At 70.1% G+C, this 12,974-nt stretch carries 9 protein-coding genes; all 9 read right to left on the reverse strand.

Annotation, left to right across the window (positions count from 1 at the left end):
* Positions 1-421 precede the first annotated feature (421 nt).
* The 9 genes from tkt to AC1DGC_RS04435 all read right to left on the reverse strand — a co-directional run bounded on the left by tkt (position 422) and on the right by AC1DGC_RS04435 (position 12,960).
* Positions 422-2,422, reverse strand: coding sequence for a transketolase (tkt, locus tag AC1DGC_RS04395; protein WP_259206486.1), 2,001 nt, complete (start codon positions 2,420-2,422; stop codon positions 422-424).
* A gap of 162 nt (positions 2,423-2,584) precedes the next feature.
* Positions 2,585-3,907 (reverse strand): dicarboxylate/amino acid:cation symporter, encoded by a 1,323-nt coding sequence (locus AC1DGC_RS04400; RefSeq protein WP_394161274.1) that lies wholly within the window; start codon positions 3,905-3,907, stop codon positions 2,585-2,587.
* A 66-nt stretch (positions 3,908-3,973) separates the two neighbouring features.
* On the reverse strand, positions 3,974-5,668 hold the full coding sequence (locus AC1DGC_RS04405) for a BatD family protein (RefSeq protein ID WP_478047288.1): 1,695 nt from the start codon (positions 5,666-5,668) through the stop codon (positions 3,974-3,976).
* Positions 5,665-7,404 (reverse strand): VWA domain-containing protein, encoded by a 1,740-nt coding sequence (locus tag AC1DGC_RS04410; RefSeq protein WP_478047289.1) that lies wholly within the window; start codon positions 7,402-7,404, stop codon positions 5,665-5,667. Before AC1DGC_RS04410 ends, AC1DGC_RS04405 begins: the two co-directional genes overlap by 4 nt.
* A complete protein-coding gene (locus AC1DGC_RS04415; RefSeq protein WP_478047476.1) occupies positions 7,401-8,348 on the reverse strand; it encodes a vWA domain-containing protein in 948 nt (315 codons plus the stop codon). The genes AC1DGC_RS04410 and AC1DGC_RS04415 overlap by 4 nt, the downstream gene beginning before the upstream one ends.
* A gap of 80 nt (positions 8,349-8,428) precedes the next feature.
* Positions 8,429-8,890 carry a DUF4381 domain-containing protein gene (locus AC1DGC_RS04420; RefSeq protein ID WP_478047290.1) on the reverse strand — a complete coding sequence of 154 codons (462 nt, stop codon included), beginning with the start codon at positions 8,888-8,890 and terminating at the stop codon, positions 8,429-8,431.
* On the reverse strand, positions 8,887-9,813 hold the full coding sequence (locus tag AC1DGC_RS04425) for a DUF58 domain-containing protein (protein WP_478047291.1): 927 nt from the start codon (positions 9,811-9,813) through the stop codon (positions 8,887-8,889). The genes AC1DGC_RS04420 and AC1DGC_RS04425 overlap by 4 nt, the downstream gene beginning before the upstream one ends.
* A gap of 5 nt (positions 9,814-9,818) precedes the next feature.
* Complete coding sequence (locus tag AC1DGC_RS04430; RefSeq protein ID WP_394161284.1) at positions 9,819-10,853, reverse strand: AAA family ATPase; 1,035 nt, start codon at positions 10,851-10,853, stop codon at positions 9,819-9,821.
* A gap of 139 nt (positions 10,854-10,992) precedes the next feature.
* Positions 10,993-12,960: a type IV pilus secretin PilQ gene (locus AC1DGC_RS04435; protein WP_259206496.1), complete on the reverse strand. Its 1,968-nt coding sequence runs from the start codon at positions 12,958-12,960 to the stop codon at positions 10,993-10,995.
* Positions 12,961-12,974: the final 14 nt, after the last annotated feature.

Here is a 12,974-nt window from a genome sequence, read left to right on the forward strand (position 1 = left end):
CGGCTCTACCGGTGATCCGCGCATCGTCCCCAGGGTGACAAGGCGCATCGTCTGGCGCAGCCGAGCGTGGCTCGGCTCTACCGGCGAGCCACGCATCGTCCCCAGGGTGACAAGGCGCGTCGTCTGGAGCAGCCGAGCATGGCTCGGCTCTACCGGCGATCCGCGCATCGTCCCAAGGGTGACAACGCGCGTCGTCTGGCGCAGCCGAGCATGGCTCGGCTCTACCGGCGAGCCTCGCATCGTCCCCAGGGTGACGACGTCCGTCGTCTGGCGCAGCCGAGCATGGCTCGGCTCTACCCCGGGCCGTGCATCGATCGGGGGGTGGTAGAGCCGAGCCATGCTCGGCTGCTCTCCCGGAAACGCAGAAGGCCGGGGAAATCCCCGGCCTTCTGCTGCAAACCCTGCAACGGCACTCAGTGCATCAGAGCGCCTTGGCAGCGGCCACCACGTGGTCCGTGGTGATGCCGAAGTGCTTGTACAACGCTTCGGCCGGGGCCGAGGCACCGAAGGTGTCGATACCGACCACCGCACCGTCCAGGCCCACGTACTGGCGCCAGAAACCGGTGACGCCGGCTTCCACCGCCACGCGCTTGCGCACCGCGTTGGGCAGCACCGACTCGCGATACGCCGCGTCCTGGCGATCGAACACGTCGGTGGACGGCATGGACACCACGCGGGTCTTGATCCCGGCAGCATCCAGCTCGGCCTTGGCGGCCACGGCCAGGCCCACTTCCGAACCGGTACCGATCAGGATCACGTCGGGCACGCCGCCTTCGGCGTCGGCCAGCACGTAGCCACCGCGCGCGATCTGCGCGACCTGCTCGGTGCTGCGCGGCTGGTGCGGCAGGTTCTGGCGGCTGAACACCAGGCAGCTCGGGCCGTCGGTGCGGGTGATCGCCGACTTCCAGCTGACCGCCGACTCGACCGCATCGCACGGGCGCCACACATCGTTGTTGGGGATGTAGCGCAGCGAGGCCAGGTGCTCCACCGGCTGGTGGGTGGGGCCGTCTTCGCCCAGGCCGATCGAGTCGTGGGTATAGACGTGGATGGCGTGCGCCGGGATCAGCGCGCTCATGCGCACGCCGTTGCGGGCGTAGTCGCTGAACACCAGGAAGGTGGCATCGAAGGGAATGAACCCGCCATGCAGGGCCAGGCCATTGGCAATGGCGGTCATGCCGAATTCGCGCACGCCGTAATACACGTAGTTGGCGTTCGGGTCATCGGTGGCGACCGACTTGCTGGCCTTCCACAGGGTCAGGTTGGAGTGGGCCAGGTCGGCCGAGCCGCCCACCAGCTCCGGCAGCAGCGGCGCGAACGCTTCGATCGCCAGCTGCGAGGCCTTGCGCGAGGCGATGGTCTGGCCTTCTTCCTGGACCTTGGCGATGTAGGCATCGGCCTTGGCGATGAAATCGGCCGGCAGCTCACCGTGCGAACGACGGGTCAGCTCTTCGGCTTCGGCCGGGAACTGCGCGGCGTACTTGTCGAACTGCAGTTCCCATTCGGCCTGGCGCAGGGTGCCGGTACCGCCGGCACGCCAGCCGGCGTAGATCTCTTCGGGAATCTCGAACGGACCGTAGTTCCAGCCCAGCTGCTTGCGGGTGGCCTCCAGCTCGTCCTTGCCCAGCGGCGCGCCGTGGCTGGATTCCTTGCCGGCCTTGCCCGGCGAACCGAAGCCGATGGTGGTGCGGCAGCAGATCAGGGTCGGCTTGTCGAACTGGGCCAGGGCGCTGTCGATGGCGGCCTTGATGCTCTCCGGATCGTGGCCATCGACGCCGCGCACCACGTTCCAGCCATAGGCTTCGAAACGCTCGGGGGTGTTGTCGGTGAACCAGCCTTCGGTGTTGCCGTCGATGGAGATGTGGTTGTCATCCCAGAAGCAGACCAGCTTGCCCAGGCCCCAGGTGCCGGCCAGCGAGGCGGCTTCGTGCGAGATGCCTTCCATCAGGCAGCCGTCGCCCAGGAACACCCAGGTGCGGTGGTCGACGATCTCGTGCTCGGGGCGGTTGTAGCGCTGTGCCAGCAACTTCTCGGCGAGCGCGAAGCCCACGGCGTTGGCCAGGCCCTGGCCGAGCGGACCGGTGGTGGTCTCCACGCCGGGGGTTTCATGGTGTTCCGGGTGGCCGGCGGTCTTGCTGCCCAGCTGGCGGAACTGCTTGAGCTGCTCGATCGGCAGGTCGTAACCGCTCAGGTGCAGCAGCGCGTACTGCAGCATCGAGCCGTGGCCGTTGGACAACACGAAGCGGTCGCGGTTGAACCACTTCGGATTGTTCGGGTTGTGACGGAGATAGTCGTTCCAGAGGACCTCGGCGATATCGGCCATGCCCATCGGCATGCCGGGATGCCCGGACTTGGCGGTTTCGACCGCATCAGCGGCGAGGAAGCGGATGGCATTGGCCAACTGGCGGCGGGTAGGCTGCGTCATGGTTCTGTCGGAATCGGGAGGCGGCCGCGAACGTGCGGGCGCGCCATTGTCCCACAGACGTCCAGCGGGGTCAGGCCGTGCGTCTGCTTCCTGAACAAAAAACGCCCCGCTCGGGGCGGGGCGTTGATCGGGGCTGGCGCGGCGGCGGCGCCCGGCGGGGAGTCAGTCGCGGCCGACCTGCACCGGGACCGGGCTGTCGTCGGTCTCGCCCTTGGCCACCAGCGTGGTCAGGGCCAGGTCACCGGTGACGTTGAGGGCGGTACGGCACATGTCCAGGAAGTGGTTCACGCCCAGGATCAGGCCGATGCCCAGCGGGTTAACCCCGACCATGGCGCAGATCATCGCCACCACCGGCAGCGAGCCGGACGGCACGCCGGCCGTGCCGATGCCACCGAGGATGCAGACCGCCATCACCATCACCTGCTGGCCGATGCTCAGGTCCACGCCGAAGAACTGCGCCAGGAAGATCACGGTCACGCCCTCGAACAACGCGGTGCCGTTCTGGTTGGCGGTGGCGCCCACGGTCAGCACGAAGCGCGAGACCTTCTGCGGCAGGCCCATCTGGTCAGCCACGCGCAGCGCGGTCGGCAGGGTGGCGTTACTGGAGGCGGTGGAGAAGGCCATCACCGTCGCTTCCTGGGTATCGCGGAAGAACGACAGCGGCGAACGCCCGGACAGCCACACCGCCGTGCCGTAGGTCACCACCATGTGCAGGCCCAGCGCCAGCACCACCACGCCCACGTATGCGCCCAGGCGGATGATCAGGTCGAAGCCGAACAGCGCGGCCAGGTTGAACATGAAGCAGGCCACCGCATACGGCGCCAGGCGGATGACCAGGTTGATCAGGGTCATAGAGACTTCGAACACGCCTTCGATGGCGCGGCGCAGCGGCGCGACCTTTTCTTCCGGGCTCAGCACCATGCCGATGCCGAACATCAGCGCGAAGAACATCAGCGACAGGATCGCGCCGTTGTCCGATGCGGCCTGCAGCACGTTGCTGGGCACGATCGACAGCAGCATGTCCATGCCCTTGGGGGTTTCATGGATGCCGGCGACGATTTCCTTGCTGCGCTCGGCGTTCTCCGACAGCATCTGCGCCGCCACCTGCGGGTCCATGCCGGCGCCGGGCTTGAGCACGTTGACCAGCACCAGGCCGATGCCCACCGCGATGCCCGACAGCAGCACCGTGTAGGCCAGGGTCTTCCAGCCGATCCGGCCGAGCGCGCGGATGTCGCCCATCTCCGACACGCCCATGATCAACGCCGAGAAGATCAGCGGCACGATCAGCATGAAGATCAGGTTGAGGAACAGGCCCGACAGCGGCGTGGTCACCCAGGCCATCACGCCCCTGGCGGCATCGGTCAGGCCGGGGACGCCCGGGCCGGCGGCATGCACGATCAGGCCGAGCACCAGGCCCAGCGCGAAGCCAATGCCCATTTTCCAGTGCAAGGGCAGTTTCTTCCGGGTCGTTGCGGCCTCAGTCATGTAGCGGCTTTCCTGTAAAGAAGTGAATCAGCTTAGCAAAGCCGGTCCCGCAGGCCCGGCGGCGCATCAAGGTCCTGAAGGATATAGAGGCGCCAGCCCATTGTTTTCCGCCACCGTGACCGGCTGCCAGTGCGGTCCGTCATGGAACGCCCGGCGCAGGGCCTGGCGGGCGGCGGCCACATCGCCGCCCTGGCCGGACCAGCGCGCCTGCTGCATGGCCAGCAGGGCCTCGCGCTGGACGGGGTCGGCCAGCCGCCCGATCACGCCCTCCAGCCCCTGCACCCGGCCCATCGCCGCCAACAAACTGATGATCTCGTCCAGGCCTTGGCTTTCCATGGCCCGGCGCAGTTCGGCCCGCGACACCGGCGCAACCGGCGCGGCCGCTACGCCGACCGGCGCGGGCGCGCGACGGCCGTCATGCCGCCTCCGGCGCCAGCCCCACGCCAGCGTGAGCAGCCACAGCAACGCGAAGCAGGCCGCCGCGATCCAGCCCCAGGGCCGGGTGGGCGCCGGCAGCGCCGCCAACGGCAGCGCATTGGACGCCGCCGGCGCCTGCCCGGGAAGCGCCGAGCGCGTATCCACCGGGAGCGGCGCGGGTGCCGAGCCGCCCGCGCCACCCGCCGCCACGGCCAGGGTCAGGTCCGGCAGGGCCGTCATGCGTGCCTCGCCCGCCTGCACGTCCCACCACGCCATGCGCGGACCAGGTACGCGCAGGGTGCCGGGGCCGCGCGGCACGATCGAATAGCGTCGGGTCAGTTTGAGCTGTGGGGTGCCGCCGTTGAAGGTCTCATCGTATTGGGCCGGCTCGGCAAACACCTGCGCATCCGGGCCCACGTCCAGCGAGGGCAGCTCCGGGAACTGCGCACGGGTGGCACCCACGGCGACGGCTTCCACCACCACCGTGGCCGCTTCGCCGGCCCGCCCGCTGTCGGGCGCGGCGGTGTAGCGCAGGCGCAGGTCGTGCAGCGGCAGCCACGGCTGCGGCGCACTCGCCGGCTGCGGCTGCACCTGCAACGTGCGCGCCGGCGCACTCGCGCGCAGCCGCCCGTCGCCACCGAACATGTCATCGAAGAACCCCCCCGCCGCACGTCCGTTGAACTGGGCCGCCGGCACCTGCAACGGCCCGCTGCGCTCGGGGATCAGCAGGAAGCGGCGCTCGACCAGGTTGTAGCGGCGGCCATTGACCTCGCGCACCAGGCTGCGGTCCTCGCCCACGCGCTGCATGGAGGCGCCGTCGGGGGTATCCAGCACCAGTTCGCCGGACACCAGTTGGGCCACGTAGAACAGCCGCACCACCACGCCCACGCTCTGCTGCACATACGGCGTGGCGTCATCGACCTCGGTTTCCATGAACACCGCGGCATTGCCCGGTACCGCCGCCGACGCCCCGGCCCCGGCAGCCACCTGCAGCTGCAACGGCGCGGTGCGCTGGGAGCCGACCTGCAGGCTCGGAATCTGCAGGGTGCCCGTGCGGCGCGGCGCCAGCACCACGGCAAACAGATTGCGCGTGCTGGCCCCGCCATTGCTCCACTGCACCTGGCGGCTGCTGGTCTGGGCGCTCAGGTCGAAATCGGCGCGCAGCGGCGCGTAATCGGGCGCGCCGGCGGCATCGCTCTCGATAGTGAGGGTGACCGTATCGGTGTCGCTGATGTCCTGCCGGTCAAGCCAGGCCCGTGTCTGCGCCTGCGCCGTGGCGCACAGCACCAGCAGCAGCCAGCAACCGGCCTGCATCCAGCGCCGCGTGATGGAGTGGATGCTCATCGTCCTTCCCGTTTCCTGCGTTCGTTTTCCAGCTGGAACTTGGCCCGCAACAGGCTGCCCGGATCGTCCGGCACGCGCCGCATCCACGCCTCGACGGCCTGGCGCTGTTCGCGCTGTTGCGGGGTCTCGCCGGCCTGGCGCTGGGCCGCCGTGTCCTGCCCGGCCTTGCCGGGCGTGTCCTGCCGCTGCAGCGCCTGCTGCATGCGCTGGCGCTGGGCGGCATCGGCCTGCGCCTGCGCGGCCGGGTTCGGCTGCCCGGATTCGCCCTTGGCCTCCTGCGGGGTGCCGGGTGACTGCCCTGGCGTGGGCGGCGCCTGGCCCGGGTCCTGCTTGCCCTGCTGCCTGGGCGGCGCCTGATCCTGCCCGGATTGTCCGCCCTGCCCCGACGACGGCGGGGTCTTCGCGGGCTGTCCGTCCTTGCCCTGCGGCGGCGACGGCGGCTTGCGCCTGCGCGCGGCCTCCACCGCGGCGCGGTTGGCCACGGCATCGGCCATCCCCGGCGACCGCTGCAGCGCCTTGTCGTAGGCCGCGATAGCCGCGTCGTATTGGCCCTGGCGCGCCAGCGCGTTGCCCATGTTGTACCAGCCGGTCGCGGTGTCGATCCCGTCGAACTGCTGCTGGGCGGCCTTGAAGTCGCCCTTCCGGTACGCATCCACGCCGGCGCCAAGGCGCTCTTGGGTGGCCTGGTCCGCGCGTTGCCACCAGGTGCCCTCGGCGGCGTACACCGGCGCCGGCGCGGCCAGCGGCAGCGCGGTGCACAGCACCAGCGCCATCGCCAGCCCGCGACGACGGAACGCCCACAGCGCGAGCAGCATCAGCGGCGGCAACAGCCAGAATCCTTCATCGCGCCAGGCCAGCCCATCGCCGTCGCGGCGATCGGCCTGGCTGAGCGTCGGCGTGAGCACGCCGAGCTGCTTCAGGTCGGCATCGTCGCTTGCGATACGCACGTAGCGCCCTCCGCCCGCGCTGGCGATCGCCTGCAGGGACGCCTCCTCCAGCCTGGCCTGGGCAATCTGGCCATCGCCGCTGCGGTACGCCGCGCCGGCCGGTGTCCCCAGGCCAAGCACCGACACGCGGATACCCTGCCGGCGTGCCGCCGCGGCCGCCGGGGTGGCCGAAGCGTCGGCGCGGTCGGTGAGCAGCAGGATGTCGCCGTCATGTGCGCCGGACTGCTGCAGCAGCAGGACCGCGGCATCCAGCGCGCGCTCGGCGCGCTGGCCATCGCGCGGCATCACGTCCGGGCCAAGCGCGTCCAGGTACAGCGCCACGTTGGCAGCGTCGGCGGTCAGCGGCGCCACGGTGTACGCATCGTCGGCATACGCCAGCAGCGCCACCTCACCGCCCTGGCGCTCGCGCAGCAGCGTGGCCAGCTTGGCGCGCGCCTGCAGCAGGCGCGAGGGTGGCAGGTCGGTGGCGGTGATCCGCGTGGACAGGTCCAGCGCTACCACCAGCGGCGAAGGCGACTGCCACAGTGGCTGCGCCACCTGGCGCCAGCTCGGCCCGGCCAGGGCCAACACCGCCAGCGTCCAGCCGAGCATCAGCAGCACCAGTCCGCCCCAGGCGCGCTGCCCGCCGGCCACCAGCAGGTGGCGCAGCAGGTGCGCATCGACCGCGCCATGCCAGGCGCTGCCACGGCGGCGGCGCCAGTACCACAGCGCCGCGATCAGCGGCAGCGCCAACAGGGCCCACAGCGCCTGCGGGCGCACCAGGTGCAGCGCGGTCCAGTCGATGTTCATGCCCACCGCCTGGGCAGCAGCCACGCCAATGACGCCAACAACAGCGCGAGCGCCAATGGCCAGGCGTAGCGTTCGATCCGCGGCCGCACCGCCGGCCCGGCCGAAACCACCGGCTCCAGGCGCTGCAGCTCGGCATAGATGCCGGCCAGCTCATCGGTGTTGCGCGCGCGGAAGGAACGCCCGCCGGTCTGCGCGGCTATTTTCTGCAGGGTCGCTTCATCCACCGGATCCTCGCCGGGGGCGATGGTCATCCCGAACAGGCTGAAGCCCCCATCCCCGCCGAAGGCCACCGTGTACACGCGCACGCCTTCGGCCTTGGCCAGCTCGGCCGCGCGCAGCGGCTCGAGGACGCCAGCGTTGCTGACCCCGTCGGTGAGCAGGATCAGCACGCGCTGGCCCTGCGGTTGCTCGCGCAGGCGCTTGACCGCCAGCGCGATCGCATCGCCGATCGCGGTCTCGCGCCCGGCAAGGCCGACCACGCTGTCACCCAACTGCTGGCGCACGCTGGCCAGGTCGCTGGTCAGCGGGGTCAGCGTGTAGGCGCGTTCGCCGAAGATCAGCAGGCCCACCCGGTCGCCGGCCCGGCGGTCGAGGAAGTCGGCCAACACGGCCTTGGCCGCCGTCAGGCGCTCCACGACCCGGTTGCCGAGCAGCATGTCCGCCTCGCTCATGCTGCCGGACACATCCACCGCCAGCATCATCTGCCGGCCCTGCTGCGGCGGAGTGACCGCCTCGCCGAGTTGCTGTGGCCGCGATGCGGCCACGCACAGGCAGGCCCACGCCAACCACAACAGCACGCGACCGACCCCGAACGCGCGCCCGCCCGCGCCCGCGCCCAGTGCCTGCAACTGCGCCGCTGCATACGGCACGCGCAGCGCCGCGGCGGTGGCCTTGCGCTGCGGCCACCAGTGCATCAGCACCGGCAGCGGCAGCGCCGCCAGCATCCATGGCCAGGCCAGCACGTCCAGCCATGACAGCCAGCCGGGCAACGCGCCGGCCAGGTCCTGCGGCACGCTCAGCGCGATCATTGGCGTCGCCCCGAGACCAGCGCCAGGAAGCGCATGCGGGCCAGCACCTGCAACCGGCGCACTGCCTCGGCATCGACGTGGGGGCGATAGCCGCCGTCCAGCAGCAGGCGCCCGTCGCCATCGGAGAAGGCGCGGCTGCCCGGTGCATCGAGGAATTCCAGCCACGCCTGCCCCTGCAGCAGCTCGGCGCCGGGTTGGCGCAGGCGCGCGGCGCGGCGCAACAAGGTGGCGATCGTGGCGACGGTTTCCACCGGCGTGCCGGCCTGCGCCACCGCCTCGTCGAAACTGCGTTCCCACCGCTGCTGGCGACGCTGGCGATGCAGCCGCCATCCGCCGGCCAGCAGGCACAGGGCGAGCAGCGCGGCCGCCAGCAGCCACCAGCCCGGGGCCGGCGGCCACAACGACGGCGCCGCCGGCAGGTGCACGTCGCGCAGCGGGAGTGACGTGGGCGTACTCATGCCACCACCGCCGAGGGCATCGGGGTCAGCCAGCAATCGCTGGCGTCATCGGTGGCCACCACATGCACCTGGATGCGGCGTGATGCGAGCTGTTTCTGCAGCGCCTCCAGCGGCGCCACGAAGCGTTCGCGCCAGTGATCGCGCACGCTGGCCCGGTCCAGGTCGAGCAGCACGCGGCGGCCCTCCGACAGGAAGGCCAGCGGCGCCGACGGCGGGGCGAGTTCCAGCGGGTCCACCAGCAGCATCACCAGGACTTCGTGGTGCATCGCCAGCGCGGTCCAGCGGGAGACGCTGATCGCCGCGGCCTGGCCCGGGTCGGCCAGCACCACCACGCGCGCGCCGGGGCGCAGCAGGCGTGAGGCCTGTTCGAGCGCCCTGTCCAGCCCGGCGTCCTCGGCGGGAGGCTGCGCGTACCAGCGGGTCAATGCATCGAGCACGCGCAGCACGCCGCGGGTGCCGCCCGCGGGCGGCAGCGGGGCTTCCACCGCACTGCCGCGCAGTGCGCCCAGCCGGTCGCCCTGGCGTTGCGCCAGCCACGCCGCAATCGCACCCACGCGGGCCGCCTGCACCGACTTGAAGCGCACGCGGGTGCCGAAATACAGCACCGGATCGGTGTCGGCCACGAGCAGGGTCAAGCGCTCGCGCTCGGCCTGGAACAGCTTGGTATGCGCCCGCCCGGTGCGCGCGGTAACGCGCCAGTCGATATGCCGCGCATCGTCGCCGGCCACGTACTCACGCGATTCGGCGTACTCCATGCCGCGGCCGCGCATCGGCGCCGGCGCGCTGCCGGCATGCCCGAGCCGCCCGCGCCGGGCCGGTGCGAGGCGATGCGCATTGCGGCGCAGCGCGACCAGTTCGGCCAGGCTGGGGCGCAGGCCGTCGCCCTGGCTGGCGCCTGCGGGGTCGTCCACGTTCGAGCCCATCGGGGTCAGGGCGCCGGCACGCGTGCCAGCAGCTCGGCGACCAGGCGGTCGCCATCCCAGCCTTCGGCGGTCGCCTCGTAGCTGGGCAGCACGCGGTGGCGCAGCACATCGGGGGCGACGCTGCGGACGTCATCGGGGGTGACGAAGTCGCGGCCGGCAAGCCAGGCGCGGGCGCGGGCGCAGCGCTCCAGCGCGATCGAGCCGCGCGGACTGGCGCCCCAGGCGATGCGACGGCCCAGCGCCGGGTCGTAGCGGCTGGCATCGCGCGAGGCCAGTACGATCTCGATCAGATAGCGTTCCAGCGCCGGCGCCATGTGCAGCGACAGCACCGCCTTGCGGGCGGCGAAGACATCCTCCAACGGCATCCGCGCCGGCATCGGCGGCGGCGTGCCCAGTGCGTCGCGCGCGCGGTCGCGCGCCAACCGCAGGATCTCCGCCTCGGCGTCCGAATCCGGATAACCGATGCGCACGTGCATCAGGAAGCGGTCCAACTGCGCTTCGGGCAGCGGGAAGGTGCCTTCCTGTTCGATCGGGTTCTGCGTGGCCATCACCAGGAACAGCGCCGGCAGCGCATACGTGTGGCGGCCCACCGTGACCTGGCGCTCGCCCATCGCCTCCAGCAGCGCCGACTGCACCTTGGCCGGCGCGCGGTTGATCTCGTCGGCCAGCAGGATCGGGTGGAAGATCGGACCGGGCACGAACTCGAAGCGCCCTTCCTGCGGCCGCCAGATCTCGGTGCCGGTCAGGTCGGCCGGCAACAGGTCCGGGGTGAACTGCACGCGCGAGAAGTCCGCTTCCAGGCGGGCAGCCAGTGCGCGGATCGCCGTGGTCTTGGCCAGCCCCGGCGCGCCTTCCACCAACAGGTGGCCATCGGCAAGCAGGGCGATCAGCAGGCGGTCGACCAGCGCGGCCTGGCCCACGATCTCGCTGGACAGCGCATCGCGCAGCGCGCGGAAGCCATCGTGGAGGCGGCCAAGGGACGCGTCGGCGGCGGCGGGGGTATCGGTCTGGGTGTCGGGCATCGGGGGAGGCAGGTTCATGGCATCCATGTGACCCACGCGAGGTGCGCAAGGTTCCGCCGACATGATGGCAGGGCTGGCCCCGGAGCGGGATCAAGATTGCCTGAACGCGAAAAGGGCCGCACGAGGCGGCCCTTTCGCTGCAGGTAGTGCGGCGGCCTTAGTTGGTCTTGGCCACGCGCAGCACCTTCGGGGTGACGAAGACCAGCAGTTCGGCCTTGTCCTTGTTGCGGCTGCGCTTCTTGAACAGGTTGCCCAGGAAGGGCACATCGCCCAGGAACGGCACCTTGTTCACGCTGTTGCGGTCGGTGAACTCGTACACGCCACCGATCACCACCGTCTGGCCGTCTTCCACCAGCACCGCGGTGTTCACTTCGCGGCGGTTGATGGTCGGCACCTGGCCGTAGCCTTCCAGCACGATGTAGCTCTCGACTTCATCCTTCTTGACCGCCATGTTCAGGAACACGCGGTTGTCGTTGGTGATGGTCGGGGTGACCTTCAGCTCCAGCAGCACTTCCTTGAACTGCACGTTCGGGGTGGCAACCGTGCCCACACCGCCGCCGCCACTGATGGTGACGTAGCCGATTTCCTTACCCTGCTTGATCGTGGCTTCGCGCTGGTTGGTGGTGACCACACGCGGGTTGGAGATCACTTCACCACGCGACTCCTGCTGCATGGCCGACAGTTCCACGTCCAGCAGGTAGCCGGCGTTGAGGATCGACAATGCCAGCGAGCCCGGGTTGCTGGCCGCGGCCACCGGCAGGTTCCAGTTCAAGCCACGGGTGATCGTGGACGGCGTCCTGACCGGTGCCGGGCCCGTGCCGCCGCCCGCCAGCCATTCGTTGACCGCCTTGTTGTACTCGGTCTGCGAATTGACCTGCGAGCTGCGGGTGGCCGCATTGGCCGCCAGGTCGCCGCTGAAGTACACGTTGTCGCGGCTGCCGCTGATGCCGAACTTGGCACCCAGCTCGCGAGCGAAGGTATCGGTGGCGATGACGATGCGGCTTTCGATCAACACCTGGTCGACCGGGCGGTCGATGACGTTGATCAGCTCGCGCATGCGCGCCAGCTTCTTCGGGATGTCGCTGATCATCAGCGTATTGGTGCGCTCGTCGGCCACGATGCGACCGCGCGAGGACAGGAAGCCACTGTCTTCCTGCGAGCTGCTGCCGCCACCACCGCCACCACCACCACCGCCGCCGATGCCCTTGGCCTCGGTCAGTGCTTTGAAGATCTGCACTGCGTTGTGGTAGTTGATCTGGATGTAATCGGTCACCAGGTCTTCGCGGTTTTCGATCGCGATGCGGGCGTCTTCCTTGTCCTGCTCGAACTTGGCCAGTTCCGGCTGCGGGGCAACCCACACCACGCCGCCTTCGCGACGCTTGTCCAGGCCCTTGGCCCGCAGCACGATGTCCAGTGCCTGGTCCCACGGCACATTGACCAGGCGCAGGGTGACATTGCCTTCGACGCTGTCGGAGGCAACGACATTCAGGTTCGACTCCTCGGCGATCAACTGCAGCACGGTGCGCACCGGCACGTCCTGGAAGTTGAAGGTCACCGGCTTGCCGCTGTAACCGCGCTGGCCGACCGCTGCCGCGGCCTGGCTCACGGTGGTGGCATTGATCGCACCGGTGGCCGGGGCCTCCTTGCGCGCGCTGATCTCCACCACGTACTCGTTGCCGGACTGGTAGGCCAGCGACTCGAAGGCGGTGTTGGTGCTGAGCACCAGTTGGGTACCGCCGCCATAGGGCTTGGGATCGATGCGCTGCACCGGCGTGGCGAAGTCGGTCACGTTGATCGATTTCTGCAGGTTCTCCGGCAGACGCACGTTGCCGACGTCGATGACGACGTTGTTGCCCTGGGTCCGCAGGTCCGGGCTGGCGCCCTGGCCGTCGAACTTCAGGATCAGGCGGCCGGCGCCGTCTTCACCGCGCTTGAAGTCGATCTTGGATACCGCCAGCGAGGCCGGCGCGATCGCCGGCGCAGCCGCTGCCGGCGTGGGTGCTGCCACTGGCGTTGCCGCCAGCAGCGTGCCATTGGCCACCATGAGCGCGACTCCCAGCGCGCACAGGTGGATCAGCTTCGGGCGCCGGTTGGGACGCTGCCGCATGGCATTGGAAAAGGTCATCGTGCTATCCCCAT

The sequence above is a fragment of the Stenotrophomonas sp. 05N37 genome (genome assembly GCF_056397365.1).

What these genes read in the sequence shown, in the direction of transcription:
- AC1DGC_RS04405 (WP_478047288.1), bottom strand. Translation starts at nt 5,668, where the DNA reads ATGAGCATCCACTCCATCACGCGGCGCTGGATGCAGGCCGGTTGCTGG.
- AC1DGC_RS04435 (WP_259206496.1), bottom strand. Translation starts at nt 12,960, where the DNA reads ATGACCTTTTCCAATGCCATGCGGCAGCGTCCCAACCGGCGCCCGAAG.
- tkt (WP_259206486.1), bottom strand. Translation starts at nt 2,422, where the DNA reads ATGACGCAGCCTACCCGCCGCCAGTTGGCCAATGCCATCCGCTTCCTC.
- AC1DGC_RS04430 (WP_394161284.1), bottom strand. Translation starts at nt 10,853, where the DNA reads ATGAACCTGCCTCCCCCGATGCCCGACACCCAGACCGATACCCCCGCC.
- AC1DGC_RS04415 (WP_478047476.1), bottom strand. Translation starts at nt 8,348, where the DNA reads ATGCTGGCGGCGCTGCCGCTGCCGGTGCTGATGCACTGGTGGCCGCAG.
- AC1DGC_RS04425 (WP_478047291.1), bottom strand. Translation starts at nt 9,813, where the DNA reads ATGGGCTCGAACGTGGACGACCCCGCAGGCGCCAGCCAGGGCGACGGC.
- AC1DGC_RS04420 (WP_478047290.1), bottom strand. Translation starts at nt 8,890, where the DNA reads ATGAGTACGCCCACGTCACTCCCGCTGCGCGACGTGCACCTGCCGGCG.
- AC1DGC_RS04410 (WP_478047289.1), bottom strand. Translation starts at nt 7,404, where the DNA reads ATGAACATCGACTGGACCGCGCTGCACCTGGTGCGCCCGCAGGCGCTG.
- AC1DGC_RS04400 (WP_394161274.1), bottom strand. Translation starts at nt 3,907, where the DNA reads ATGACTGAGGCCGCAACGACCCGGAAGAAACTGCCCTTGCACTGGAAA.